The organism is Actinomarinicola tropica (genome assembly GCF_009650215.1).
GTDB lineage: Bacteria > Actinomycetota > Acidimicrobiia > Acidimicrobiales > SKKL01 > Actinomarinicola > Actinomarinicola tropica.
Genome location: NZ_CP045851.1, coordinates 247,128 through 273,069, shown reverse-complemented (window position 1 = coordinate 273,069; position 25,942 = coordinate 247,128). Strand labels below are relative to the sequence as shown.

Genomic DNA, 25,942 nt, shown 5'->3' with positions numbered 1-25,942 from the left:
GGGAGCGCGTCGGCGGCCACGAACGGACGCTACCGCCGGCGACGTCGCGGCGTCATGGGAGGGTGGGAGGGACCCCGACCTCAGGAGATCCACGTGACAGAGCACCGACGCACGGTGGAGCGGTACTTCGACGGGTTCCGCGCCAGCGACCACCCCGGCGTCCTCTCCCTCCTCACCGACGACGTCGTCTGGGAGCTCCCGGGCTTCAAGCACCTGGTGGGCAAGGACGCCTTCGACGGCGAGATCGAGAACCCGGCGTTCGAGGGCCCGCCGGACCTCGACGTCGACCGGGTGGTCGAGGACGGCGACGTGGTGGTCGCCATCGGACGCGGACGGAGCCGCCAGCGCTCGGGCGACGAGCACCGCTTCGCCTTCTGCGACGTCTTCACGTTCTCCGGCGACCTCATCGGTCGCGTCGAGTCCTACGTCGTCCCGCTGGCCGCGGACTGACCACCCCGCACCGGAACCTCAGCTCCGGGTGGTTCCGGCCGACCTCCTGCACGTGGCGACCACGCGGCCCGAGGAGGCTGACCCGCTCGACGACGTGATGCGGCCCCTCGGCAGCTCCTTCGCCGACCCCGCGCTCGAGCAGGCCTTCCTCCGCCACCGCGTCGCGCACTCCGGCCGGACGCTCGCGGTCGCGGCGAGCGTGTCCGCAGCGGCGTGGCTGCTGCTCGCCCCCTCGGACTGGAGCGGCGGCAGCCTCGCGACCTCGCTCGTCGCCGCGACCAGCCGGTTCCTCGCCACCGGGCTCCTCGCCGGAGCCGCGGCGGCGCTCTGGGCCCGGGCCGGGTGGCTGGCCGAGCGACGGGGCCGCCGGCTCCTCACCGGCGCCACCTGGGCGATCGTCGTGTCGTTCCTCGTCGTCGTCGCGGTCCGCGACGCCGATCCCCGCCACCTCGACGTGTCGGCCGCCCTCTTCGGCACCGCCGTCGTCCTCTTCGTGCCCATCCCGCTCGCCCGGCGAGCCGGCATCGTCGCCGCCTTCTACACCGGCTTCTGGGCGCTGACCGCCCTCGGGGACCCCGAGGTCGCGCCGGCGCGGCTCGCTGCGAACCTGGCCGTCGCCGCAGTCGGCGCGGTGGCGTGCGGTGCCCACCTTGAGCGCAGCGCCCGGCGCTCCTTCCTGCTGCTCCACCAGCTGCAGCGCCGCAACGGCGACCTGTCGGCCGAGGTGACCCACCACGTCTCGGTGCAACGGGCGCTCACACGCCTCGCGTCCGAGGACGAGCTGACGGGGTTGCTCAACCGGCGGGCGTTCTTCGCCGCCGTCGGCGATGCGGTGGACCGCGAAGGCCTGCGCCGCGCGGCGGGCGCCGCGATCCTCGTCGATGCCGACCGCTTCAAGTCGATCAACGACCACCACGGCCACGACGTCGGCGACCAGGTGCTGCGCGGCCTGGCGACGACCCTCACCGCCGCGGTGCGCGACGGCGACCTGGTGGCCCGGCTCGGCGGCGAGGAGTTCGCCGTCTACCTGCCGGGGGCCGGACTGGCCGAGGCGCGCATCGTCGCCGAGCGCATCCGCGCCAACGTCGCCGACAGCCTGTGGGCCACCGAGGACCACGGTGCGGTCGGCGTCACCGTCAGCGTGGGTGTGGCCGAACGGGGCGTCGACGAGGCGGTCGACGACGTGATCCGTCGGGCCGACCAGGCGATGTACCGCTCGAAGCGGGCCGGCGGGGACCGGTTCGTCTGCGACGCCGCCGGCATCGGGTGCTGACCGCTCGACCGGGTCCGCACGTGTGCCACCATCGCACCGGACAGCGGACCGAGGGGGAGCGATGGGAGACGGCGATGGGGACCTGACATCGCGCCTCAGCGCGTGGATCGCGACATCGCCCGCGATGCACCTCGACGACGAGGTCCGAGAGCTGGCGCGCCGCCACGTCCTCGACACCCTCGCCTCCGTCGTGGCCTGTCGCGACCTCGAGCCCGCGGTCCTCGCCCGGCGCTACGCCGTGACCCAGAGCGGCTCGGTGGGCACGGGAGGTGCGACGATCCTCGGGACGAGCGAGAGGGCCGCTCCGGTGGACGCCGTCGTGGCCTCGGCCATGACCGCCCACGGTGCGGAGATCAACGACTTCATCCCGTCCGCGTTCGTGCAGCCCGGCCCGTCGGTGGTGAGCGTCGCGCTGGCGCTGGCCGAGGCGCGTGGGCTGTCGGGCGACGCCGTCCTGCGAGCCGTCGCCGTCGGGTACGAGCTCGCCGGGCGGATCCCGAAGGCCCTCGGCGTCGGGAACCTCCGGCGTGCGGGCATCGCCAACCACGGCGTCGGGCCGGTGTTCGGCGCCGGGGCGACGGCCGCATCGCTCATCGGCCTCTCCACCGAGCAGGTCGGGCACCTCCTCACCTACTGCGCGCAGCAGGCGTCCGGCTCGTGGCAGTGGATGCTCGACGTCGAGCACATCGAGAAGTCGTGGGTCTTCGCCGGGATGGGTGCCCGCAACGGGCTCCAGGCGGCGCTGATGGTCGACGTCGGCTTCCGCGGCGTGCGCGGCGTCGTGGACCACCCCGCTGCATGGTTCTCGTCCCCGCTCTTCACCCACCCGAGGGGCGACGGCGACCTCGGGCGCCTGGTCGACGGACTCGGCGAGCGCTGGGAGCTGCCGCTCACCGCGTACAAGCGGTACCCGGTCGGGGGGCCGACGCAGCCGGCGGTCGAGGGGATCCTCCGGCTGCTACCGGAGATCGCAGCGGCCGGGGGCGTCGATGCCGTGCAGGCCGTGCAGATCGCCATGCCCGGCCGGTGGGAGGCCTTCCGCGACGCGGAGATGCCGGCGCTCAACCTCCCCTACCTCACCGCGATCATCCTCCTCGACGGCCGGCTCGACTTCGTCGCCGCCCAGTCGCTCGAGCGAATGCACGGCGACGCGGCGGTCGCCGGCGTCGCTCGGCGGGTCGAGGTCGTGCACGCGCCGGACCAGGAGTCGGGCCCCGGCGAGGAGCGCACCGAATCGGCCACCGTCACCGTGACACTCGCTTCGGCCGACCGACTCGAGGTCCACGTGCCGCACGTCCGCGGGTTCCCGTCCCACCCGATGGACCGCGCCGAGGTCGAGGAGAAGGCCCTGGAGCTGATGGGCCCGCACCTCGGGACCGAGCGGTCCCGCGCCGTCATCGATGCCGTGCGATCCCTCGACGATCTGGCGGACGCCGGCGAGCTCGTGGGCCTCGTCGCCCGATGAGCGCGCCGGACGCTCAGTCGATCGTCGCGCCGAGGGCGGCCACGATCCCGAGGGCCTGACCGGTGTCGAGGCGGACCCCGCGGAGGTCGAGCGTGTGCACGTCGCTGCCCTCGAGCGCCGCGCCACGGAGGTCGGACCCGTCGATGCGGCTCCGGGTGAGCGTCGCGCCGGTGAGGTCGGCGTCGCGGAGGTCGGACTCTCGCAGGTCGGCGTTCGCCAGGTAGGCACCCTCCAGCCGCACCCCACGGAGGTCGACCCGCCGGAGACGGGCCGCCGGGAGGTTGACCCACGACCAGTCGCCGCCCTCCACGCGCAGGCCGCGCAGCGATGCGCCGGCGAAGTCGGTGCCGGTGAGGCGGCAGCCGGTGAACCGGGTGCCGAGCAGGTCGGTCGCCCGCATCGAGCAGCCGACGAACGCCGTGCCCTCGTGGCGGGACTCCGACATGTCCGCGCCCGACAGGTCGCACTCGATGAACTGGCAGCCCGAGGTGATCAGACCCTTCAGCTCGGCGTGGACGAACCGGCAGCGCTCGAAGACGCAGTCGACCCAGTGGAGGCTCTCGGGCTCGACGATGATCCCGTCGTAGAGCGTGTGCTCGACCCACGTCGTCATGGCGACATCGTACGGACGGGAACTCGCTACCCCGGTGTCGCCCCCACCGGCGAGGATGCCGTCCGTGGCCCACCTCGCAGCAGACCTCCTCGCCGACGGACTCGATCACGTCCGCTCCTCCCCCACCGACGTGGGCACGCTCGACCTGGTCGTCGCCCGACCCGTCGCCGGCGGCCGGTCGGTCCTCGAGGAGGGACGGCTCGATCTGGCCGTGGGCCTCGTCGGCGACGACTGGCTGGGGCGGGGCAGCACCCGCACCTCCGACGGCTCCGCGGACCCCGACAAGCAGGTGAACCTGATCAACGCCCGCTTCGCCCGGCTGGTGGCCGGCGACCAGCTGGAGCGGCGGACCCTCGTCGGCGACCAGCTCCACGTCGACCTCGACCTGTCCGTCGCGAACCTGCCGGTGGGCTCCCGCCTCGCGATCGGCGATGCCGTGGTGGAGGTGACCCCCGCACCGCACAAGGGGTGCGCCAAGTTCGCCGACCGCTTCGGGCGCGACGCCATGCGGTTCGTCGCCTCCCCCGAGGGCCGCGCGCTGCGGCTCCGCGGCGTCTGCACCCGGGTCGTCGTGCCGGGCGTCGTCCGACCCGGCGACGCCGTGGTCGTCACCCGCCCCTAGGCCCTCACCTCCGCCGATCCCGGCTCACACCTCGGCCCCGTGCCTCCCATGGGGAGGTGCACCACCCGACGGCGTGGCCTGCCTCCCCGTGCATGCCCGTTGGGGAGGTGCACCACCCGACGGCGTGGCCCGACTCCCCATGGCCGTCCGGGGGTGAACGCGTCGGGTCAGGCGCTCCGCACGACGCGCGGTGCGGCGAGGTCGTCGTTGTCGACCACGATCTCGGCTCGCTCGAGCGGTGACGCCTCGTCGACGTAGAGCCGCCAGCCGTCCTGGTAGCGGGGCCAGCGCGCCCGCTCCAGCCGCTGGGCACGCTCGTGCTCCCGGGCCGTCTGATCGGCCGGCAGACCGTCGTGGAGGTAGGCGTCCCAGGCCGCGGCGCGCCGTCGATCGGCCGTGAGGTGGACGACGAGGCGCCACCGGGACGCGAGCTCGGGCCGCAGGAGGAACAGCCCGTCGAACACGAGGACGGCCCGCTCCGCGACGTCGTCGACCGTCACCTCGACGGGGGCATCGCTCGGCTCGTCGAACGCGGCGATGCGGACCGAGGTGCGCCCCGTGGCGAACGGTGTGAGCAGCTCCTCCTGGATGGCACCCAGGTCGTGGGAGTCCAGGTAGTAGCCGACGGGCGAGGTCGGTCCTCGGCGCATCCGCTCGACGCGCGGGCGGTGGAACGAGTCGGTCGTCGATCGGACCACGACGTGCCCGCGCTGGCGGAGGCGCGCCGCGACCTCGTCGGCGAACGTGGACTTCCCTGCGCCCGATGCTCCGTCGATGCCGACCACGACCCGCGCCGCGGCGCACTCCTCGATGCGGCCGACGACGTGCGCCAACACCACCTCCCTCTCGGGGGTGACGATCGGATCGGGGTATCCGTCGAGACCCGCTGGCACGACGCGAGTCTCCCCGCGTCGAGGCCGCGGGTCGAGCACCCGCTCGGCGTCACCCGGTGGAGGGCTGGACCTCGATCTCGTGGGTGACCCACCGCTCGTAGGGCTCGAAGCCCAGCCGTCGGTAGAGCCCGTAGGCCCCCGACGGGTTCTCGGTGTCGACACCCAGCATGGCGTGGGTGAAGCCCGCGTCCCGGAACGAGGCGATCGATGCGGCGATCAGCGTTGACGCCACGCCCCGACCGCGCACCTCGCGCAGCACACCGATGTGGGAGAGCCACCCGTCACGCCGTCCCGACACGGCCTCGTCGCCCTCGAAGTGGTCGTTCAGGGTGTAGCCGACCACCGCTCCGTCGACGACGGCGATCCACGACAGGTCGAGGCGCTTCGACGACTCGGCGAGCCAGTGGCGCCAGGGCACCTCTCCCATGACCGTCGTGCCCCAGTGGTCGGCGAACGCCGCGTTGCGCACCGCACGCACCTCCTCGCTGCGCGCCGGATCCCACGGCACGACCTCCACGCCCTCGACCTCCGGCACCTCGAGCGGCGCGCCGAGCGGTCGGATCAGCTCGTCGGTGTACCGGACCGCACGCAGGCCGTGACGCTCGTAGAGGGCGAGGGCGTCGGACTGCACGTCCCGCGCCTGCGTGCGCGCGTAGCGAGGCGCGTCGTGGGTGTAGGCGGCCAGCACCTGACGCGCCCGGTCCAACTGCCACGAGAACAGTGCCGTCCCGACGCCGCGCCGACGTCGGTCGGGGCGCACGGACCCTTGGAGGAATGCGCGCTCGAGCCGCTCCCCCGCCGGTGTGTGGTCGACCAGCGCGTAGCCGACGGGTTCACCGTCGAGGAGGGCGAGCCGACCGTCGGCGCACGGGTCGACGTGCGGCGCGTCGAGCACCTCCTCCAGCTCGGCGAGAGGGGTCTGGAACGTCCACCCCTCGGCCACCTCCGCCGCCCGCACGATGCGGTGGATCGTGGTCGCGTCATCTCGGGACAGGGGCCGCATCTCGATCGTCACGGCGCGGCACGCTACGACCGCCGGGTGACGTGCACGACCTGTTTCGCGTGACCGCCCTCACCAACGGACGATGTCAGGCGCGCCGACGTCGGTGTTGTCGATCACGACGTCGGCACGCTGGACGGGATCGACCTCGGCGACGTAGATCTCCTCGGACGCGTGGTAGCGGTCGAGGTGCAGCCGCTCCGCCGCGTCGGCACCACCCTCCATGTCGGCGTCGCGCGCCACGCCACGCGCCAGCGCGACCTCGACCGGCACGTCGACCCAGACGCGGAGGTCCCAGAGCTCGTCGTACTCGGGGCGCATGCCGAAGACCGAGTCGACGATCAGCACGGCATCGAGGGGCGCGTCGATGGTCGTCGTCCGGTGGTCCTCGCCCGTCAGCGGGTCGTGACCGCAGAGGGCGACGATCCCCGACCCATGCGGGCCGGCGGGCTCGAGGAGGAGCCGACGCGCGCTCTCGATGTCGGGCGCGTTGCGGTAGTACCCCTCGCCCGATGTGCGGTCGTACCCCTTCTCGCGCGCGTCGCGCCACGGCTTCTTGAAGTCGTCGAAGGTGGCACGCAGGGTCGGCCGACCGAGGGCACGGACGGCGACCGCGAGCTCGTCGGCCAGCGTCGTCTTGCCGCTGGCGGTGCGACCGTCGACGACGGCACGGACCCGGCCGGGCCGGATGGCGACCAGCCGGGAGGCCAGGCGGTCGATGAGGGCCGAGCGGGCCTCCGACGCCGGAGGCGGCGCACCCTGCCGCCACGTCGAGACCGACTCGAACGACTGCGCCGTCACCTCACGACCCTTCCCCACGGGCACCGGCCGTTCACCCGACGAGCCAGGAGATCACCGCCGGCAGCTCGTCGCGCCAGGACGCGGCGCCGTGGCCGCCCGGTCGCTCGATCATCACGACATCGGCGCCCGCCGCCGCGAACGCCTCCGCCCACCGACCCGCGTTGTCACGGAAGAACGGCTCCTCCGTTCCCGCCACCAGGTAGGCGCGCGGCAGCACGTCGGGCAACGGCCCGGACGGCCGGAACCCCGCGCCCCAGGGCGCGACGAGCTGCCCGTCGCCCGCGAAGACGATCACCTCGGGCGCCGCGACCGGGAGGTGAGCGGTGACCCGCCGTCCCCCGTCGAACGGCAGGGTCTCGCTCACGACCTCGCCCCCTGCGGACGGCACGCCGCTCACGATCTGACCACGCCGTTCCAGTCGGCCCCGTCGTGCTCGCCACGGGCGGGACCCTGGAACAGGCAGAAGGGATGCCCGTCCGGGTCGACCATCACACGGACGTGGGCCTGCGGTTGGTGCTCGTGGATCGATGCGCCGAGCTCCACGGCCCGGTCGACGGCGGCGCCGAGGTCATCCGTCGCGATGTCGAGGTGCGCGGTCATCCGCTGCTCTCCATCCTGCGACGGCCACACGGGCGGACGGAACGAACCGTCGTCGTGGAACGACAGCCCGGGTCCACCGGCAGGAGGCCGTAGCCGCACCCATCCCGGCTCGTCGTCGGCGCGGTCCCAGCCGAGCAGGGCCTCGTAGAACGCCGCGAGCCGAGGCACGTCCGGCGAGGAGAGCGTCGCCGCCGAGAGCCGCATGCGGGGTCGGGCCACCTGGCCAGCCTCGCGCGTCGCCGCCTCTCGCGCCGGGACGCGACGAGGCCCCCGGGGAACCCCGGGGGCCTCGTGCGCAGAACGGATCCGGGCGGCTCTAGGCCTGCTGGATCTTGATCTCGATGTCGACACCCGCCGGCAGCTCGAGGCGCTGGAGGGAGTCGACCGTCTTCGGGCTCGGCTCGATGATGTCGAGGAGGCGCTTGTGGATGCGCATCTCGAAGTGCTCGCGCGAGTCCTTGTCCTTGTGCGGCGAACGGATGACCGTGTACCGGTGCTTCTCGGTCGGAAGCGGGATGGGGCCACGGATCGTGGCCTGGGTGCGCAGGACCGTCTCGACGATCTTGCGGGTCGACTGGTCGATGACCTCGTGGTCGTACGCCTTCAGTCGGATGCGGATCTTCTGATCGTTCGCCATGTCTGCCTTACTTGAGGATCTTGGTGACGCGGCCGGCACCGACGGTGCGGCCACCCTCGCGGATCGCGAAGCGCAGACCCTCGTCCATCGCGATCGGGTGGATCAGCTCCACCTTCATCGTCGCGTTGTCACCCGGCATGCACATCTCGGTCCCCTCCGGCAGCTCGATGTGACCGGTCACATCGGTGGTCCGGAAGTAGAACTGCGGCCGGTAGTTCGAGAAGAACGGCTTGTGACGGCCACCCTCCTCCTTGGTCAACACATACACCTGCGCCTCGAAATCGGTGTGCGGCGTGATGCTGCCCGGCGCCGCCAGCACCTGACCACGCTCCACCTCCTCACGCTTCGTGCCCCGCAACAGGGCACCGATGTTGTCCCCCGCACGACCCTCATCGAGGATCTTGCGGAACATCTCCACGCCCGTGCACGTCGTCTTCTGCGTCGGCTTGATCCCGACGATCTCGATCTCGTCGCCGGTGTTGATCACACCCGCCTCGACACGACCCGTCACCACCGTCCCACGACCCGTGATCGTGAACACATCCTCGATCGGCATCAAGAACGGCTTGTCGGTCGCCCGATCCGGCTCCGGCACGTACTCATCCACCGCCGACATCAACTCATGGATCTGACCCTTCGCCGCCTCATCACCCTCCAGGGCCTTCAGCGCCGACACCTTCACCACCGGGATGTCATCACCAGGGAACTCGTACTCGGAGAGGAGCTCACGCACCTCCAGCTCCACCAGATCCAACAGCTCCTCGTCATCGACCATGTCGACCTTGTTGAGCGCCACCACGATCGCCGGCACACCCACCTGACGAGCCAACAACACGTGCTCACGAGTCTGGGGCATCGGACCATCCGCCGCCGACACCACCAGAATCGCACCATCGACCTGCGCCGCACCGGTGATCATGTTCTTGATGTAATCCGCGTGGCCCGGCATGTCCACGTGCGCGTAGTGCCGGTTCTCGGTCATGTACTCCACATGGGAGATGTTGATCGTGATCCCACGCTCACGCTCCTCAGGAGCCTTGTCGATGTTCGCGAACTCCGTGAACGAGTTGTGCGACGGATCATCCTCCGCCAACACCTTCGTGATCGCCGCCGTCAACGTCGTCTTCCCATGGTCGATGTGACCCATGGTCCCGATGTTCACATGCGGCTTCGTACGCTCGAACTTTTCCTTCGACATGGCTGTCCCTGGGTACCTTTCTGGACGTTCCTGAGGGGGACGAGTGCGGGTGGTGGCTACTCGCCTCGCACCCGGGCGACGATCTCTTCCTGGACCGACGACGGCATCTGCTGGTAGGAGTCGAACTGCATCGTGTAGTTCGCCCGACCCTGGGTGCGCGAACGCAGGTCGGTAGCGTAACCGAACATCTCCGACAGCGGCACCTCCGCTCGGATGACCTGGCTGTTCCCGCGCTGCTCGGTGCCGGCGAGCTTGCCGCGGCGGGACGAGAGGTCGCCCATCACGTCGCCGAGGTAGTCGTCGGGCGTGGTGACCTCGACCTGCATGATCGGCTCGAGGAGCACCGGCTTGGCCTTGCGAGCGGCCTCCTTGAAGGCCATGACGCCGGCGATCTTGAACGCCATCTCCGAGGAGTCGACGTCGTGGTACTTGCCGTCGGTGAGCGTGACGCGCACGTCGACGGTGGGGTACCCGGCGAGCACGCCCGCGGTGAGCGACTCCTGGATGCCGGCGTCGACCGAGGGGATGTACTCCTTCGGGATGCGACCACCGGTGATCTTGTCGATGAACTCGTAGCCGCCACCGGGGCCGGTGGGCTCGAGGCTGATCTCGACCTCGGCGAACTGACCCGAACCACCCGTCTGCTTCTTGTGGGTGTAGGTCGACTTCTCGACCGTCTGGGTGACGGTCTCGCGGTAGGCGACCTGCGGCTTGCCGACGGAGGCGTCGACGTTGAACTCGCGGAGCATGCGGTCGACGAGCACCTCGAGGTGCAGCTCGCCCATGCCCGAGATGACGGTCTGGCCGGTGTCCTCGTCGGTGCGGACCTGGAAGGTCGGGTCCTCCTCCGACAGCGAGAACAGGGCCTTGGCCAGCTTGTCCTGGTCGGCCTTGGTCTTCGGCTCGACCGCGACGTGGATGACCGGCTCGGGGAACTCGAGCTGCTCGAGGACGATCGGGGCCTTGTCGTCGCACAGGGTGTCGCCGGTGCGGGTGTCCTTCAGGCCGATGCCCGCGACGATGTGGCCGGCGAAGACGGCGTCCTTGTCCTCGCGGTCGTTGGCGTGCATCTCGACGATGCGGCCGACGCGCTCCTTCTTGCCGGTGCGGGCGTTCAGCACCGTGCCGCCCTTCTCGAGCTTGCCCGAGTAGACGCGGAAGTAGGTGAGCTTGCCGTGCGGATCGGCGACGATCTTGAAGGCCAGCGCGGAGAACGGCTCGTCGTCGGAGGCCTTGCGCTCCATGTGCTCGTCGCCGCGGAGGTTCATGCCCTGGATCGGCGGCAGGTCGACCGGCGACGGGAGGTAGTCGACGACGGCGTCGAGCAGGGGCTGCACGCCCTTGTTCTTGAACGCCGAGCCGGTGAGCACGGGGACGATCTCGCCGCCGATGGTGCCGGCGCGGATGGCCCGCTTCAGGTCGGCGACGGTGATCTCCTCCTCGCCGATGTACTTCTCGAGGATCTCCTCGTCGAAGCTCGTGACCGCGTCCATCAGCTTCTCGCGCCACTCTGCGGCCTCGTCGGCGAGCTCGGCGGGGATGTCGACCACGTCGAACTTGGCCCCGAGCTCCTCGTCGTGCCAGATCACGGCGTTCATCTGGACGAGGTCGATGATGCCCTTGAAGTTGCCCTCGGCCCCGACGGGGATCTGGAGCACGGCGGTGGCGGCGCCGAGGCGGTCGCGGATCGACTCCTCGGCCTTGAAGAAGTCGGCGCCGAGGCGGTCGAGCTTGTTGACGAAGCAGATGCGGGGCACGCCGTACTTGTTGGCCTGGCGCCACACCGTCTCGGACTGCGGCTCCACACCGGCGACGCCGTCGAACACCGCGACCGCACCGTCGAGCACCCGCAGGGAGCGCTCGACCTCGACCGTGAAGTCGACGTGGCCGGGGGTGTCGATGATGTTGATGCGGTGGTCGTTCCACATCGCGGTGGTGGCCGCCGAGGTGATGGTGATGCCCCGCTCCTGCTCCTGGACCATCCAGTCCATGGTGGCGGCGCCCTCGTGCACCTCACCGATCTTGTAGCTGCGGCCCGTGTAGTAGAGGATCCGCTCGGTGGTCGTGGTCTTGCCCGCGTCGATGTGGGCCATGATCCCGATGTTGCGGGTCTTGTCGAGGGGTGTGGTGCGCTGGGTCATCTTCGACTCTCTGCTTCGCGTCGTTCGTGGGGCGGAGGGGGCGGGGTGGAGAAGAGGCCTCGGAACGCAGCGACGCCGTGCCCTCGGGTGAGCGGGACACGGCGACGCCGACGTGACGAGAGCGAGCGGCGACGGCTACCAGCGGTAGTGGGCGAACGCCTTGTTGGACTCGGCCATCTTGTGCATGTCCTCGCGGCGCTTCACCGAGGCCCCGATGCCGTTGCTGGCGTCCAGGATCTCGTTGGCGAGGCGCTCGGCCATCGTGCGCTCACGGCGCTGGCGGGAGTAGCCGACCACCCAGCGGATGGCGAGGGTGTTGGCCCGGCGGGGCCGCACCTCGACCGGCACCTGGTAGGTGGCGCCACCGACGCGGCGGCTCTTGACCTCGAGCTGCGGCTTCACGTTGTCGATGGCGCGCTTCAGGGCGCCGATCGGCTCGGAGCCGGTCTTCTGCTCGACGATGGCGAGCGCGTCGTAGACGATCTTCTCGGCGAGCGAGCGCTTGCCACGCTGGAGGATCTTGTTGACGATCTGGGTGACGAGGACCGATCGGTAGACCGGATCCGGCATCAGCTCGCGGCGCGGCGCGGGACCCTTGCGCGGCATGATCAGCCTTCCTTCTTGGCGCCGTAGCGGCTACGGGCCTGCTTGCGGTCGCGGACGCCCGACGTGTCGAGGGTGCCGCGGATGATCTTGTAGCGGACGCCCGGGAGGTCCTTCACACGACCGCCGCGGACGAGCACGATCGAGTGCTCCTGGAGGTTGTGGCCCTCACCCGGGATGTAGGCCGTGACCTCGATGCCGCTCGAGAGGCGGACACGGGCCACCTTGCGGAGCGCCGAGTTCGGCTTCTTCGGGGTGTTGGTGTAGACGCGCGTGCACACACCACGCCGCTGGGGCGCGCCCTTCAGGGCAGGAGTCTTGCCCTTGACGGGCTTGGACTTGCGGCCCTTGCGGACCAGCTGCTGGATGGTGGGCACTGACGACCTCTCAGGCGGTTCGGTGTGGGGACGGCCGTGCGCGACGGCGCACAGGGCCGGTCGGACATCCTACGGGGGTGGGACGGGATCCGGCAAACCCCTCCCGCGAGGATCCGCGGGAGGGGCCGCCTGGTGTGCTAACTGGCCGACTCGTCGGCGGTCGGCAGGTCGATGACGTCGGCGCCGTCGCCCTCGAGGGCCTCGGCGTTCGACGCCAGCCACCCTGCGAGGTCCTGCTCCTCGCCGTCGGAGGAGTAGTACTCCATCGGCTGGTACTCGGGAGCGACCGTCTCGATGTCGCGGTAGGTGGCGAGACCCGTGCCGGCCGGGATGAGCTTGCCGATGATGATGTTCTCCTTCAGGCCGAGCAGCGAGTCCGAGCGGGACTCGATGGCGGCCTCGGTGAGCACCCGGGTCGTCTCCTGGAACGAGGCGGCGGACAGCCACGAGTCGGTGGCCAACGACGCCTTGGTGATGCCCATGAGCTCGGGCCGGCCCTCGGCGGCGGTCTTGCCCTCCTGGACGAGCATCCGGTTGGTGTCGGCGTAGACCTTCTGGTCGACGCGCTCGCCGGGGAGGAACTCCGAGTCGCCGGGCTCCTGCACCGCGACCCGGCGGGTCATCTGGCGCACGATGAGCTCGATGTGCTTGTCGGCGATCGACACACCCTGGTCCCGGTAGACCTTCTGGACCTCGTCGACGAGGTAGCCCTGGGTCTCCCGGACGCCCTTGATCTCGAGGAGCTCCTTCGGGTCACGGGGGCCCTCGACGAGCGCGTCGCCGGCCTCCACGGTGTCCCCGTCGCGCACCTCGAGGCGGGCGAGGGTCGGGATCGTGTAGCTGTCCTCGGTGCCGTCGTCGCCGACCACGGTGACGGTGCGGCCCTTGCCCTCGTCGTCGGCGATGCGCACCACGCCCGAGATGCGGGTGAGGGTGGCCTTGCCCTTCGGGCTGCGGGCCTCGAACAGCTCGACGACGCGGGGCAGACCACCGGCGATGTCGCCGCCGGCCGCGATGCCACCGGTGTGGAACGTCCGCATGGTGAGCTGCGTGCCGGGCTCACCGATCGACTGGGCGGCGATGACGCCCACCGCCTCGCCCATCTCGATCGTCTTGCCGGTGGCGAGCGAGCGGCCGTAGCAGGCCGCGCACACGCCGAAGTCGGCACGGCACGTGAGCACGGAGCGGGCCCGGACCCGGGTGAGCTCGGGGTCGTCGCGGAGGGCCTCGAGCTCGGCGTCGCCGATCTCGGTGCCGGCGGGGATCACCGTGCCGTCGGCCAGGGTCGCGTCGGCGGCGAGGGTGCGCCCGAACAGGCGGGTCTCGAGGTAGCTGCGCTTGTTGGCGGTGTCGGGGACGACGTCCTCGACCCAGGTGCCGCGGACCGGCTCACCCTCGACCGAGCAGTCCTCGGAGCGGATGATGAGCTCCTGTGCCACGTCGACGAGGCGCCGGGTGAGGTACCCGGAGTCGGCGGTCCGCAGGGCGGTGTCGACGAGGCCCTTCCGGGCACCCGGCGTGGCGATGAAGTACTCGAGCATCGCCAGGCCCTCGCGGAAGTTCGACTTGATCGGGCGAGGGATCATGTCGCCACGGGGGTTGGCCACCAGGCCACGCATGCCGGCGATCTGGCGGACCTGGACCATGTTCCCTCGGGCGCCCGACCCCACCATCATGTCGATGGGGTTGAAGTGCTGGGCCTTGAGGGACTCCTCCATGGCGGCGCGCACCTGGTCGGTGGCGTCGTTCCAGATCTCGACCTCCTTCTGGCGGCGCTCACCGTCGGTGATGATGCCCCGTCGGAACTGGGTCTCGATCTTGTCGGCCTCGGCCTCGTGGCGCTCGAGGATCTCGCGCTTCTCGGTCGGCGTCTTCACGTCGTCGATCGAGACGGTGAGGCCGGACTTGGCCGCGAACCGGAAGCAGGTGTCCTTGATGGCGTCGAGGCTCCGGGCCACGTCGGCCTTCGGGTAGTCGTTGGCCAGACGGTCGACGATCTCGCCGATGTGCTTCTTCTTCACGACCTCGTTGACGAAGCCGAAGTCCTCGGGGAGCAGCTCGTTGAACAGCACCCGGCCCACCGTGGTGGTGAGGTAGCGACGGCGGCCGTCCTCGTCGGTGGTGGCGTGGCGCGGGTCGCGCCACTCGATCTCGGCGTGGATCGAGACCTCGCCGGCCTCGTAGGCCCGCTCGAGCTCGTGGACGTTGCGGAACGCCTTGCCCTCGCCGGTGGCGCCGGCGACGTGCTCGGTCAGGTAGAACGCGCCGATCACCATGTCCTGGGTGGGCGTGACGAGCGGGCGACCGTGCGCCGGCGACAGCACGTTGTTCGCCGACAGCATGAGGACGCGGGCCTCGGCCTGCGCCTCGGCGGACAGCGGGAGGTGGACCGCCATCTGGTCGCCGTCGAAGTCGGCGTTGAACGCGGTGCAGACGAGCGGGTGGATCTGGATGGCCTTGCCCTCCACCAGCACCGGCTCGAAGGCCTGGATGCCCAGGCGGTGCAGCGTGGGCGCCCGGTTCAGCATGACCGGGTGCTCCTTGATGACGTCCTCGAGGACGTCCCACACCTGCGGGCGGCGCCGCTCGACCATGCGCTTGGCCGACTTGATGTTCTGGGCCAGCTCCTGGTCGACGAGCTTCTTCATGACGAAGGGCTTGAAGAGCTCGAGCGCCATCAGCTTGGGCAGGCCGCACTGGTGCAGCTTGAGGGTCGGGCCGACCACGATGACCGAACGGCCGGAGTAGTCGACGCGCTTGCCGAGCAGGTTCTGGCGGAACCGGCCCTGCTTGCCCTTCAGCATGTCGGAGAGCGACTTCAGGGGGCGGTTGCCCGGCCCGGTGACCGGACGGCCGCGGCGGCCGTTGTCGAACAGGGCGTCGACGGCCTCCTGGAGCATGCGCTTCTCGTTGTTGACGATGATCTCGGGCGCACCGAGGTCGAGGAGGCGCTTCAGCCGGTTGTTCCGGTTGATGACCCGGCGGTACAGGTCGTTCAGGTCCGAGGTGGCGAAGCGACCGCCGTCGAGCTGGACCATCGGGCGAAGCTCCGGCGGGATCACCGGGACGACGTCGAGGATCATGGCCCGGGGGTCGTTGACCCGGCGGCCCTGGTCGTCACGACGGTTGAAGGCGGTGACGATCTTCAGGCGCTTGATCGCCTTCTGCTTGCGCTGGGCCGACAGGGGGCGCTGGCCGTCCTGGGGGTCGATGGCCTCGCGGAGCTTGACCTCCTCCTCGTCGAGGTCGATGCGATCGATGAGCTGCTTGATCGCCTCGGCGCCCATGCCGCCCTCGAAGTACTCGCCGTAGCGGTCCTCGAGCTCGCGCCAGAGCATCTCGTCCTCGATGATCTTGCGGGCGAAGAGGTCCTTGAACTCGTCGAAGGCCCGCTGGAGCACGTCGAGCTCGAGCTCGTAGCGCTCGCGGACGGCCGCCATCTCCTTCTCGGCGGCGCGCTGGCGCGCCTTCAGGTCGGCATCCTTCGCGCCCTCCTTCTCGAGCTCGGCGATCTCGCCCTCGAGGGCCTCGGCGATGCGGGCCAGCTCGAGCTCGCGCTCGCGCTCGATCGCCTCGCGCTCGCCGACGAGCTCGGCCTCCAGGTTGGGGAGGTCCTCGTGGCGGCGCTCCTCGTCGACCCACGTGACGAGGTTGGCCGCGAAGTAGATGACCTTCTCGAGCTGCTTGGCCTTCAGCTCCTCACGGGCCTCGGTGCCCATGAGCAGGTAGGCGAGCCAGGAGCGGGTGCCGCGGAGGTACCAGATGTGGCACGCCGGCGCGGCGAGCTCGATGTGGCCCATGCGCTCGCGGCGGACCTTGGAGCGGGTGACCTCCACGCCGCAGCGCTCGCAGATGATGCCCTTGAACCGGACGCGCTTGTACTTGCCGCAGTAGCACTCCCAGTCCTTGGTCGGCCCGAAGATCTTCTCGCAGAAGAGGCCGTCCTTCTCGGGCTTGAGCGTGCGGTAGTTGATGGTCTCCGGCTTCTTGACCTCGCCGTTCGACCACGTGCGGATGGAGTCCGCGGTGGCCAGGCCGATCCGGAGCTGGTCGAAGTTGTTGACGTCGAGCATGTGTGTCCTCTCAGCCCCGCTCGGCCTGACGGCGGGCGTCCTCTTCGTCGCTTCCGCGCTCGGGGCGGGACAGGTCGATGCCCAGCTCCTCGGCCGTGCGGAAGATGTCCTCGTCGAGCTCGCGCATCTCGATCTCCTCGCCCGTCGTCGAGAGCACCTCGACGTTCAGGCAGAGCGACTGCATCTCCTTGATGAGCACCTTGAAGCTCTCGGGGATGCCCGGCTCGGGGATGTTCTCGCCCTTGACGATCGCCTCGTAGACCTTCACGCGGCCGAGGACGTCGTCGGACTTGATGGTCAGCAGCTCCTGGAGGCAGTACGCCGCGCCGTAGGCCTCGAGCGCCCACACCTCCATCTCACCGAAGCGCTGGCCACCGAACTGGGCCTTACCGCCGAGCGGCTGCTGGGTGATCATCGAGTAGGGGCCGGTCGACCGGGCGTGGATCTTGTCGTCCACGAGGTGGGCGAGCTTGATGATGTACATGTACCCGACGGTGATCGGGTTGTCGTAGGGCTCGCCGGTGCGGCCGTTGAACAGCGTGGTCTTGCCGTCGGGCCGGATGAGCCGGCCGCCGTCGCCGTAGCGCTCGTCGGTGGCCTCCGGGTGCAGCGCACCGAAGATCTGCTGGATCGTCGGGTGCTTGCCGGCGTCCTCGACCTCGTCGTACTTGGCGCCGTCGAACACCGGAGTGGCGATGAGCGTGGACGGCGGGGTGTTGGTGCGCGTCTTGCGCTCCGTGCCCCGGACCGGCTCGTCGCCGACGTCGATCTTGCCGTCGCCGGTGAGGTCCCAGCCCCAGCGGGCCGCGTAGCCGAGGTGCGACTCGAGCACCTGGCCCACGTTCATGCGGGACGGGACGCCGAGCGGGTTGAGCAGGATGTCGACGGGCGTGCCGTCGGCCATGAAGGGCATGTCCTCGATCGGGAGGATCTTGGAGATGACGCCCTTGTTGCCGTGGCGGCCGGCGAGCTTGTCGCCCACGCTGATCTTGCGCTTCTGGCCGACGTAGACCCGCACGAGCTGGTTGACGCCGGGCGGGAGCTCGTCGCCGTCGTCGCGGCTGAACACCTTGACGTCGATGACCTTGCCGGACTCGCCGTGGGGCACCTTGAGGCTGGTGTCGCGGACCTCGCGGGCCTTCTCGCCGAAGATGGCGCGCAGGAGGCGCTCCTCGGGGGTGAGCTCGGTCTCGCCCTTCGGCGTCACCTTGCCGACGAGCACGTCGCCGGCGTCGACCTCGGCGCCGATGCGGATGATGCCGCGCTCGTCGAGGTCGGCGAGGATCTCCTCAGAGAGGTTCGGGATGTCCCGGGTGATCTCCTCGGGGCCGAGCTTGGTGTCGCGGGCGTCGATCTCGTGCTCGTGGATGTGGATCGACGTGAGCACGTCGTCCTTCACCAGGCGCTCGGAGAGGATGATGGCGTCCTCGAAGTTGTAGCCCTCCCACGGCATGAAGGCCACGAGGAGGTTCTTGCCGAGGGCCAGCTCGCCCTCCTCGGTGGAGGGGCCGTCGGCGAGGAGGTCGCCCTTCTTCACCTTGTCGCCCTTGGCGACCCGCACCTTCTGGTTGATGCAGGTGTCCTGGTTCGAGCGCTCGAACTTGAGGAGGCGGTGGATCTTCTTGCGGCCGCCCTTGTACTCGACGGTGACCTGGGTGCCGTCGACCGAGGCGACGGTGCCGTCGTCCTCGGCGAGGATCATGTCGCCGGCGTCGCGGGCGACCTTGTCCTCGATGCCGGTGCCGATGTACGGCGCCTCGGCCTTGACGAGGGGCACCGCCTGCTTCTGCATGTTGGCGCCCATCAGGGCCCGGTTGGCGTCGTCGTGCTCGAGGAAGGGGATGAGGGCGGCGGCGACCGAGACGATCTGCTTCGGGGAGATGTCCATCAGCTGGACCTCCTCCGGGGCCACCGAGGAGATCTCGGTGGTGGCGCCGAAGAAGACGTCCCGCTCGAGCTGGAGCTTCAGCTCGCCGAGCGTGGCGGCCTGCGGGGAGCGCCGCACGAGCACGCGGTCGTTCTTGAACGTGCCGTCGGGGTTGAGAGGGGCGTTCGCCTGGGCGACGACGTACTCCTCCTCCTCGTCGGCGGCGAGGTAGACGACCTCGTCGGTGACCTTGCCGTCGATCACCTTGCGGTACGGCGACTCGATGAAGCCGAACTCGTTCACCCGGGCGAACGAGCTGAGCGCGCCGATCAGGCCGATGTTCGGGCCCTCCGGCGTCTCGATCGGGCACATGCGGCCGTAGTGCGAGAAGTGCACGTCGCGGACCTCGAAGCCCGCCCGCTCACGCGAGAGGCCACCCGGGCCGAGCGCCGAGAGGCGACGGCGGTGGGTGAGGCCCGACAGGGGGTTGACCTGGTCCATGAACTGCGACAGCTGGGAGGTCCCGAAGAACTCCTTGATCGCGGCGACGACCGGCCGGATGTTGATGAGCGTCTGGGGCGTGATCGCCTCGACGTCCTGGGTGGTCATGCGCTCGCGCACGACCCGCTCCATGCGGGAGAGGCCGATGCGCACCTGGTTCTGGATCAGCTCGCCGACCGACCGGATGCGGCGGTTGGCGAAGTGGTCCTGGTCGTCGAGGCGGTAGCCCGGCTCGGCGTTGACCAGGTTCAGCAGGTAGGTGGTGGCGGCGAGGATCTCGGCCGGCGTGAGCACCGACTGGTCGGACTCGGGGCGCTCGAGCTGGATGCCGAACAGCTGCTCGATCTTGTCGAGCTCGGGGCCGAGCTTGCGGTTGAGCTTGTAGCGACCGACCCGCGACAGGTCGTAGCGCCGGGGCTCGAAGAAGGCGTTCTTGAAGTAGGCCTTGGCCGACTCGACCGACGGCGGCTCGCCCGGACGGGCCCGCTTGTAGATCTCGACGAGGGCCTCGTCCTGGGTCGGGGCCAGCTCGCGGTCCTTCTCCCACTGCCCCTCGAGGAAGTCGAAGTGGCGGACGAAGTTGTCGAGGAACCCGGGGTGGTTCTCCTCGTCGTAGCCGAGGGCCCGGAGGAGGACGAACAGGCTGAGGCGGCGCTTGCGGGCCACGCGGGTGCCGGCGGTGACGTCCTTGCCCGGCTTCTGCTCGACGTCGAACTCGATCCACTCGCCCCGGTAGGGGTGGATGGTGCCGGTGACGAGCTGGTGCTTGGCCAGGTTGCGGAGGCGGAACCGCTCACCGGGCTGGAAGATGACGCCGGGCGAGCGCACGAGCTGGGACACGACGACGCGCTCGGTGCCGTTGATGACGAAGGTGCCCTTGTCGGTCATCATCGGGAAGTCCCCCATGAAGACCGTCTGCTCCTTGATCTCGCCGGTGGTGGCGTTCATGAAGCGAGCGCGCACGAAGATCGGCGCGCTGTAGGTCATGTCCTTCTCCTTGCACTCGTCCACCGAGAACTTCGGGGGCGGGCGCAGGTCTTCGTCGTTGGGGTCGAACTCCAGCTCCAGCTGCAAGGTCTCCGTGAAGTCCTTGATGGGGCTGATGTCGGCGAAGGTCTCGGCGAGACCGTGATCGAGGAACCACTCGAAGGACGCTCGCTGGATCGCGATGAGGTCCGGGAGATCCAGGACCTCGTCGAGGTTCGCGAACGAGTAGCGGGCCCGGGCAGAAGAGCGGGAGGACAAGGACGACTCCTCAGACGTGGAGAGGCGCGGGCAGGATCGCCGAGCGGAGGCGCGCGGCGATCACCGGGGCGGGACGGCGAGGCGGGCGGGCGTGCACGGCAACGTACGAGGTTATCGACGGCACACGCCAAAGGTCAACCCGCGTGTTCCGCCGGGTCGACCCGTGGCCCGCAGCCCCCGCAGAACCAGGGGCCGCACTCGATTTCGGAGGAGGGTATGACGGCCGCGCCCGGCGGTCAAGGTTCTCGGCGGTTGCGATCCCGTGTCGACCACCGCGCCCCGGGCGCGCCACCGCCCGGCCCACGGAGGGCCGGGCGGCGACGACGGTCGGCGGCGGCGTGCGCCGCGGACGCTGCTACTTGAGCTCGACGGTGGCGCCGGCGCCCTCGAGGGCCTCCTTGGCCTTCTCGGCGTCCTCCTTGGACACCTTCTCGAGCACGGGCTTGGGCGCGTTGTCCACCAGGTCCTTGGCCTCCTTGAGACCGAGGTTGGTGAGCCCGCGCACCTCCTTGATGACCTGGATCTTCTTGTCGCCGGCGCCCGTGAGGACGACGTCGAACTCGTCCTGCTCCTCGGCGGCACCGGCGTCGCCGCCGCCCGCCGCCGGGGCGCCCGCCGCGGCCACGGCCACCGGGGCCGCCGCGGTGACGCCGAAGCGCTCCTCGAACTCCTTGAGCAGCTCGCTCAGCTCGAGGACGGTCATGTTGGAGATCGCGTCGAGGATCTCGTCCTTGGTCGCCATGGTCAGGCCTCCTTCTCGTCGCCGTCGCCCTCGGCGACGGGGGTCTCGCCGCTGTCGCCCTCGGCGACCGCGGTCTCGGTGTCGTCGGCCTCGGCGGCCTCGGTGGTGCCCTCGGAGGCCTCGGTGGCCTCGGGGGTGGTCTCGTCCTCGGCCGGAGCGGCCTCGGCGGTGGTGTCGCTGGTGTCGTCCGCGGCGGGAGCGGCGTCCTCGGCGGGGGCGGCCGGTGCACCCGGCGCACCGCCCTGCTCGATGAGCGCCGACAGGCCGTAGGCGAAGTTGCGGGGCAGCGCCTGCAAGAGGCCGGCGAACTGCTGCAGCGGGGCGGCGAGACCGCCGGCCAGCCGGGCCAGCAGCTCCTCGCGAGGTGCGACGTCGGCGAGCGCCTTGGCCTCGTCGGCCGACAGCAGGTTCTCGCCGAGCACGCCGCCCTTCACCACCAGGTTCGGGTTGGCACGGGCGAAGTCACGCAGCGCCTTGGCCACGTTGACCGGGTCGCCCGGGGTGCCGTCGGGCTGGGTGGCGATGAAGGCGATCGCGGTGGGGCCGGTGAGCATCTCGTCGAGCTCGAGCCCCAGCTCACGGGTCGCGAAGCCGACGAGCGTGTTCTTGTAGACCTTGTAGTCGCCGCCCGCCGCGCTGAGGGCACGCCGCAGCTCGGAGATGGCCTTCACGTCGAGGCCCCGGTACTCGGTCAGCAGCACGGCGTCGGACTCGGCGAAGCGGGCCTTCACCTCCTCGACGACCGCGACCTTCTCGGATCTCGGGTTCTCCATCAGCACCTCCTTCCAGTTGCTCGGGGCTCCGTCGCCGGGCGGCGGAGCCGGTGGGGTCGTGCCCCGGAGAGCACGACGGGGCGCTCGCAACAGACGTGCGCGGGCGCCCCGTGGAAGGAGAGTCCGCCTCGTCGGGCAGGCCTGGGGCCTCTTCGGCACCACCCGCAGGGGCGGTGCACCGGATGTCTACGGCGAGCAGATCGGTTGTGGCCCGTCGCCGGCCCCGGGAGGGGGTGGCGCCGGACGTTCAGCAGCGGGCGAGTGTACCCGGGTCAGGCGGTGGCGGCCTCATCGGGTCGGATCCGGTTGGGATCGACCTTGATGCCGGGGCCCATCGTCGAGCTCACGGTGATGCGGCGGACGTAGCGGCCCTTGGCCGACGCGGGCTTCGCCCGCTGGAGCTCCTCCATGACCGCGCCGAGGTTGTCGCCGAGGGCGTCGGAGGTGAACGAGACCTTGCCGAGCGGCACGTGCACGTTGCCGTAGCGGTCGGTGCGGTACTCGACCTTGCCGCCCTTGAAGTCGGCGACGGCCTTCGCGACGTCGGTGGTGACGGTGCCGGTCTTCGGGTTCGGCATGAGGCCGCGGGGACCGAGCACCCGGCCGAGCTTGCCCACGTTCGGCATCTGGTCGGGGGTGGCGATCGCCACGTCGAAGTCGAGCATGCCGCCCTCGACCTCGGCGGCGAGGTCGTCGGCGCCGACGTGGTCGGCACCGGCCTCACGGGCCGCCGCGGCGGCATCGCCCTGGGCGAACACCGCGATGCGGACGTCCTTGCCGGTGCCCGACGGCAGCGCGACGGTGCCGCGCACCATCTGGTCGGCCTTGCGGGGATCGACCCCGAGGCGCACCGCGAGCTCGACGGTCTCGTCGAAGCCGGCCGTGGCCAGCTGCCGGACGAGGTCGAGCGCCTCGGCGGCGCTGTGGAGGTGGTCGCGGTCGTACTTCTTGGCCGCGTCGGAGTACTTCTTGCCCTTCGCCATTCTGGCTCCCTCGTGTGGTCTCGACGCCCGGGCGAGGTCGTCCCGGTGCGTGGTGGTCTCGGAGCTCCGGGCAGGCCCGGAGGGTGGATCAGCCCTCGACGGTGATGCCCATCGAGCGGGCGGTGCCGGCGACCTGGAGCTTGGCGGCCTCGAGGTCGTTGGCGTTCAGGTCCGGCATCTTGGTCTGGGCGATCTCGGTGAGCTGGGCCTGGGAGATCGAGCCGGCGCCGTCCTTGCCGGGGGTCTGGGACCCCTTGTCGATGCCGGCGGCCTCACGGATGAGCACCGGCGTCGGGGGCGTCTTGGTGATGAAGGTGAACGAGCGGTCCTCGAACACCGTGATCTCGACCGGGATGATCGTGCCCCGCTGCGCCTCGGTGCGGGCGTTGTACTCCTTGCAGAAGTCCATGATCGCCACGCCGTGCGGGCCCAGTGCGGTACCGACGGGCGGCGCCGGGGTGGCGCTGCCGGCCGGGATCTGGATCTTGACGACCGCGAGGACCTTCTTCTTGGCCATGGGGGGTGTTCCTCTACCTCGGAGAGCCGCGGGCGGCGCGGCACGACAACGGGCCCCGGGCTCGGGGCGACGGACAAGTCTGCCGTAGCAGGTGGGGCGCTGCCAACTCGCCGCAGCGCGCCCGACCGCTAGAGCTTGGCGATCTGGGAGAACTCCAGCTCGACCGGCGTCTCGCGGCCGAAGATGTTGACGAGGACCTTGACCTTCAGCTGGTCCTCGTTGAGCTCGACCACCTCGCCGGAGAAGTCGGCGAACGGACCCTCCTTGACCCGGACGGTCTCGCCGAGCTCGTACTCGAGGCGCGGCTTGCCCCGCTTCGCCGGGACCTCCTCGCCCTCGACCTTCACCTGGAGGAAGTTCTCGACGTCGCGGCGGGGCAGGGGCGAGGGCTTCGCGCCCTGGCCGACGAACCCGGTGACGCCCGGCGTGTTGCGGATGACGTACCACGAGTCGTCGTCCAGCTCGCAGCGCACGAGCAGGTAGCCGGGGAACATCTTCTTCTGGCTGACGACCTTCTTGCCCGCCTTGACCTCGACGACGTCCTCCATCGGGATGACGACCTCGTGGATGCGGTCCTCCATGTTCATGGAGGTGGTGCGGGCCTCGAGGTTCTGCTTGACCTTCTTCTCGTAGCCCGACTGCGTGTGGACGACGTACCAGCGGCCGGGCCGGTCGAAGGGGCTCTGGGGCCGCGGGGCGGCCTCCTCGAGCAGCTCGTCGGCGTCGGTGGCCTCCGCGTCCTCGTCGGACGCGGTGTCGACGGCGTCGGCCTCGGCCGCGGCGTCCTCCGGCTCGGTGACGTCGGTGCCCTCGGCGGGGGCGGCGCCCTCGGCGACCTCGGGCTCGACCTCGGCGTCGAGGGTCTCGGTGGTGTCGCCGACGGCGGTGGTGTTCTCGATCTCGCTCATGGTGTCGTTCGTGTCGGGGTGGCTCATCGGTCGATGATCCAGAGGATGCCTTCGCCGAAGCCCCAGTCGAGCAGGGCGACGAAGGCGGTCATCACGACGATCGCCACGAGGGTGATGATCGAGTAGTTGATGACCTCGGAGCGGGTCGGCCAGGCGACCTTGCGGAGCTCGGCGCGCACCTCGCGGAGGAACTGCGCCGGCTTGGTGCGCTCCTCCTTCTGCTGCTTCTGCGGCGGCCGCTGCGGCTGGCGACGCTGGGCGACGGGTGCGCCCTCGGCGTCCACCTGGCCCTGGCGCTGCATCATGCGCTTCTGTTCTCGGTTCATCGCCATCGAGGGCAACCTTTGCGTGACGGGGGGCGCACCACGTCGCCGCCGGGGCGTCGACGCGCACGCTGCGAAGCAGGGCAGGAGGGACTCGAACCCCCAACCGCCGGTTTTGGAGACCGGTGCTCTACCAGTTGAGCTACTGCCCTAGGGCTGAACCCGGACAGGCTAGCACCGGCTCCCCCGGAGCCATCCAGCCGGGTCGGGGTCGCGATGGGTCAGGAGGCGCGGCGGTGCCGGGAGGCGAGGACGAGCGCACCGGCCCCGGCCGCGGTCGCCGCAGCGGCGAGCCCGCCGATGTAGGCCACCCGGCGCCCGGAGAGCAGCACGCGGATCGCCTGGCGCTCCCCGGCGTGCTCGATCAGCGCGAGGACTTCGGGGAGGAGCCCCGGCGACGGCTCGAGCACCTCGGTGCGCATGGCGCGCATGGCGCGGAGGATGCGGCGGTGGTGCACCAGGTCGGCCTGGCAGCGCAGGCACTGCTCGACGTGGCGACGCTCCCGCTGGTCGAGGATCGCACTGCCGTCGGCCACGCCCGCCAGGTCGTCGGCGACGGCCTCACATCGCACTGACCACCCCTCCCTCGCCGGCTCCGTCGACCGGCGAGACGTGGTCCGGGTAGAGGACCTCGCGGAGGCGCCGGCGGGCGCGGTGCAGCCGGACCTTGGCGGCGGTCTCGGAGATGCCGAGCTCCTCGGCGATCGCCTCGTGCGGCAGGTCGTACACGTCGCGCAGGACCACGACGGCGCGCAGCTTGGGCGGCAGCTCGTCGATCGCCACCCGCAGGCGGTTCCGGAGGGCCTCGTTCTCGGCGCGGTGCTGCGGGTCGATGCCCGGACGCTCGTCGACGAGCGGCGTCTCGTCGGTGAGCTCGTCGTGGCGGTGCCGTGCCCGGCGGCCGAGGTGGGTGTTCGCGCAGTTCGCGGTGATGCGGTACAGCCAGGTGCTGAACTGGGCGTCGCCGCGGAACCGCTTCAGGCCACGGTAGGCCCGGAGGTAGGTCTCCTGGACCACGTCGCGTGCGTCCTCCTCGTCGCCGGTCAAGCGGATGGCGAGCGTGTACGTGTCGGCGTACGTCGCTCGAACCAGCGCCTCGAAGGCCGTGCGGTCACCCGAGCGGGCCCGTTCGACCAGGGCCTCGGTGGCGTCCGGTTCGACCGGTTCGGACCCCACGGCGGCGAGGGCAGTTACATGACGGTTGCGAGACATCCGACTCCGAATCGACGTGGTCGCGCTCACCTTCCCCCACCGGACGGCGTACGGGCAAGCACCCGGAGGTGGGTGATCGGACCCCGGACGCGCAAGTGCCCGGCCCTCCCCGAGGGGCGGGCCGG

At 70.5% G+C, this 25,942-nt stretch carries 25 protein-coding genes and 1 tRNA gene; 4 read left to right on the top strand and 22 right to left on the bottom strand.

The annotated features are described in order from the left end of the window. Positions 1-93: 93 nt before the first annotated feature. The 3 genes from GH723_RS01345 to GH723_RS01335 all read left to right on the top strand — a co-directional run bounded on the left by GH723_RS01345 (position 94) and on the right by GH723_RS01335 (position 3,188). A complete protein-coding gene (locus GH723_RS01345) occupies positions 94-450 on the top strand; it encodes a nuclear transport factor 2 family protein (protein ID WP_229022957.1) in 357 nt (118 codons plus the stop codon). Positions 451-478: 28 nt separating this feature from the next. Further along, a complete protein-coding gene (locus tag GH723_RS01340) occupies positions 479-1,723 on the top strand; it encodes a GGDEF domain-containing protein (RefSeq protein WP_153757965.1) in 1,245 nt (414 codons plus the stop codon). 61 nt (positions 1,724-1,784) lie between these two features. Further along, a complete protein-coding gene (locus GH723_RS01335; RefSeq protein WP_153757964.1) occupies positions 1,785-3,188 on the top strand; it encodes an MmgE/PrpD family protein in 1,404 nt (467 codons plus the stop codon). Positions 3,189-3,201: 13 nt separating this feature from the next. On the opposite strand, the gene GH723_RS01330 is transcribed toward GH723_RS01335, so the two are convergent. After that, a complete protein-coding gene (locus GH723_RS01330; RefSeq protein WP_153757963.1) occupies positions 3,202-3,801 on the bottom strand; it encodes a pentapeptide repeat-containing protein in 600 nt (199 codons plus the stop codon). A gap of 55 nt (positions 3,802-3,856) precedes the next feature. On the opposite strand from GH723_RS01330, the gene GH723_RS01325 reads away from it, so the two are divergent. Continuing rightward, on the top strand, positions 3,857-4,423 hold the full coding sequence (locus GH723_RS01325) for an MOSC domain-containing protein (RefSeq protein ID WP_153757962.1): 567 nt from the start codon (positions 3,857-3,859) through the stop codon (positions 4,421-4,423). Positions 4,424-4,590: 167 nt separating this feature from the next. Here GH723_RS01325 and GH723_RS01320 read toward each other — a convergent pair whose 3' ends face one another. From GH723_RS01320 to GH723_RS01220, 21 genes are all read right to left on the bottom strand, one after another. Continuing rightward, a complete protein-coding gene (locus GH723_RS01320; RefSeq protein ID WP_153757961.1) occupies positions 4,591-5,316 on the bottom strand; it encodes a nucleoside/nucleotide kinase family protein in 726 nt (241 codons plus the stop codon). A 49-nt stretch (positions 5,317-5,365) separates the two neighbouring features. Continuing rightward, positions 5,366-6,331, bottom strand: coding sequence for a GNAT family N-acetyltransferase (locus GH723_RS01315; protein WP_153757960.1), 966 nt, complete (start codon positions 6,329-6,331; stop codon positions 5,366-5,368). Between the two features lie 57 nt (positions 6,332-6,388). Beyond that, the gene (locus GH723_RS01310) at positions 6,389-7,141 is read right to left on the bottom strand and encodes a nucleoside/nucleotide kinase family protein (protein WP_229022955.1); all 753 of its coding nucleotides are present in this window, start codon (positions 7,139-7,141) and stop codon (positions 6,389-6,391) included. Positions 7,142-7,148: 7 nt separating this feature from the next. Beyond that, positions 7,149-7,514: a hypothetical protein gene (locus GH723_RS01305; protein WP_229022954.1), complete on the bottom strand. Its 366-nt coding sequence runs from the start codon at positions 7,512-7,514 to the stop codon at positions 7,149-7,151. Next, positions 7,511-7,936, bottom strand: a complete 426-nt coding sequence (locus tag GH723_RS01300) for a VOC family protein (protein ID WP_229022953.1) — start codon at positions 7,934-7,936, stop codon at positions 7,511-7,513. The genes GH723_RS01305 and GH723_RS01300 overlap by 4 nt, the downstream gene beginning before the upstream one ends. A 97-nt stretch (positions 7,937-8,033) precedes the next feature. After that, a complete protein-coding gene (gene rpsJ, locus GH723_RS01295) occupies positions 8,034-8,354 on the bottom strand; it encodes a 30S ribosomal protein S10 (protein ID WP_153757957.1) in 321 nt (106 codons plus the stop codon). Between the two features lie 7 nt (positions 8,355-8,361). Further along, the gene (tuf, locus tag GH723_RS01290) at positions 8,362-9,552 is read right to left on the bottom strand and encodes an elongation factor Tu (RefSeq protein ID WP_153757956.1); all 1,191 of its coding nucleotides are present in this window, start codon (positions 9,550-9,552) and stop codon (positions 8,362-8,364) included. A 56-nt stretch (positions 9,553-9,608) separates the two neighbouring features. Next, on the bottom strand, positions 9,609-11,693 hold the full coding sequence (gene fusA / locus GH723_RS01285; protein WP_153757955.1) for an elongation factor G: 2,085 nt from the start codon (positions 11,691-11,693) through the stop codon (positions 9,609-9,611). Positions 11,694-11,828: 135 nt separating this feature from the next. Next, positions 11,829-12,299, bottom strand: a complete 471-nt coding sequence (gene rpsG / locus GH723_RS01280; protein ID WP_153757954.1) for a 30S ribosomal protein S7 — start codon at positions 12,297-12,299, stop codon at positions 11,829-11,831. 2 nt (positions 12,300-12,301) lie between these two features. Beyond that, entirely contained in the window at positions 12,302-12,673 is a 372-nt protein-coding gene (rpsL, locus tag GH723_RS01275) for a 30S ribosomal protein S12 (protein ID WP_153757953.1), read from the bottom strand. Positions 12,674-12,810: 137 nt separating this feature from the next. Next, the gene (locus tag GH723_RS01270; RefSeq protein WP_153757952.1) at positions 12,811-16,746 is read right to left on the bottom strand and encodes a DNA-directed RNA polymerase subunit beta'; all 3,936 of its coding nucleotides are present in this window, start codon (positions 16,744-16,746) and stop codon (positions 12,811-12,813) included. A 10-nt stretch (positions 16,747-16,756) separates the two neighbouring features. After that, on the bottom strand, positions 16,757-20,359 hold the full coding sequence (gene rpoB, locus GH723_RS01265; protein WP_153757951.1) for a DNA-directed RNA polymerase subunit beta: 3,603 nt from the start codon (positions 20,357-20,359) through the stop codon (positions 16,757-16,759). Between the two features lie 355 nt (positions 20,360-20,714). Continuing rightward, complete coding sequence (rplL, locus tag GH723_RS01260; RefSeq protein ID WP_153757950.1) at positions 20,715-21,101, bottom strand: 50S ribosomal protein L7/L12; 387 nt, start codon at positions 21,099-21,101, stop codon at positions 20,715-20,717. Between the two features lie 2 nt (positions 21,102-21,103). Next, the gene (rplJ, locus tag GH723_RS01255) at positions 21,104-21,874 is read right to left on the bottom strand and encodes a 50S ribosomal protein L10 (protein ID WP_153757949.1); all 771 of its coding nucleotides are present in this window, start codon (positions 21,872-21,874) and stop codon (positions 21,104-21,106) included. A gap of 272 nt (positions 21,875-22,146) precedes the next feature. Next, the gene (rplA, locus tag GH723_RS01250) at positions 22,147-22,857 is read right to left on the bottom strand and encodes a 50S ribosomal protein L1 (protein WP_153757948.1); all 711 of its coding nucleotides are present in this window, start codon (positions 22,855-22,857) and stop codon (positions 22,147-22,149) included. Positions 22,858-22,945: 88 nt separating this feature from the next. Further along, complete coding sequence (gene rplK / locus GH723_RS01245; protein ID WP_153757947.1) at positions 22,946-23,374, bottom strand: 50S ribosomal protein L11; 429 nt, start codon at positions 23,372-23,374, stop codon at positions 22,946-22,948. 128 nt (positions 23,375-23,502) lie between these two features. Continuing rightward, complete coding sequence (gene nusG, locus GH723_RS01240; RefSeq protein ID WP_229022952.1) at positions 23,503-24,309, bottom strand: transcription termination/antitermination protein NusG; 807 nt, start codon at positions 24,307-24,309, stop codon at positions 23,503-23,505. Next, positions 24,306-24,608, bottom strand: coding sequence for a preprotein translocase subunit SecE (secE, locus tag GH723_RS01235; RefSeq protein ID WP_195210452.1), 303 nt, complete (start codon positions 24,606-24,608; stop codon positions 24,306-24,308). Before secE ends, nusG begins: the two co-directional genes overlap by 4 nt. 76 nt (positions 24,609-24,684) lie before the next feature. Next, positions 24,685-24,757 (bottom strand) — tRNA-Trp (locus GH723_RS01230). Positions 24,758-24,826: 69 nt separating this feature from the next. Then, positions 24,827-25,177: a hypothetical protein gene (locus tag GH723_RS01225; protein ID WP_153757945.1), complete on the bottom strand. Its 351-nt coding sequence runs from the start codon at positions 25,175-25,177 to the stop codon at positions 24,827-24,829. Then, on the bottom strand, positions 25,167-25,781 hold the full coding sequence (locus tag GH723_RS01220) for an RNA polymerase sigma factor (RefSeq protein WP_229022951.1): 615 nt from the start codon (positions 25,779-25,781) through the stop codon (positions 25,167-25,169). Before GH723_RS01220 ends, GH723_RS01225 begins: the two co-directional genes overlap by 11 nt. Positions 25,782-25,942: the final 161 nt, after the last annotated feature.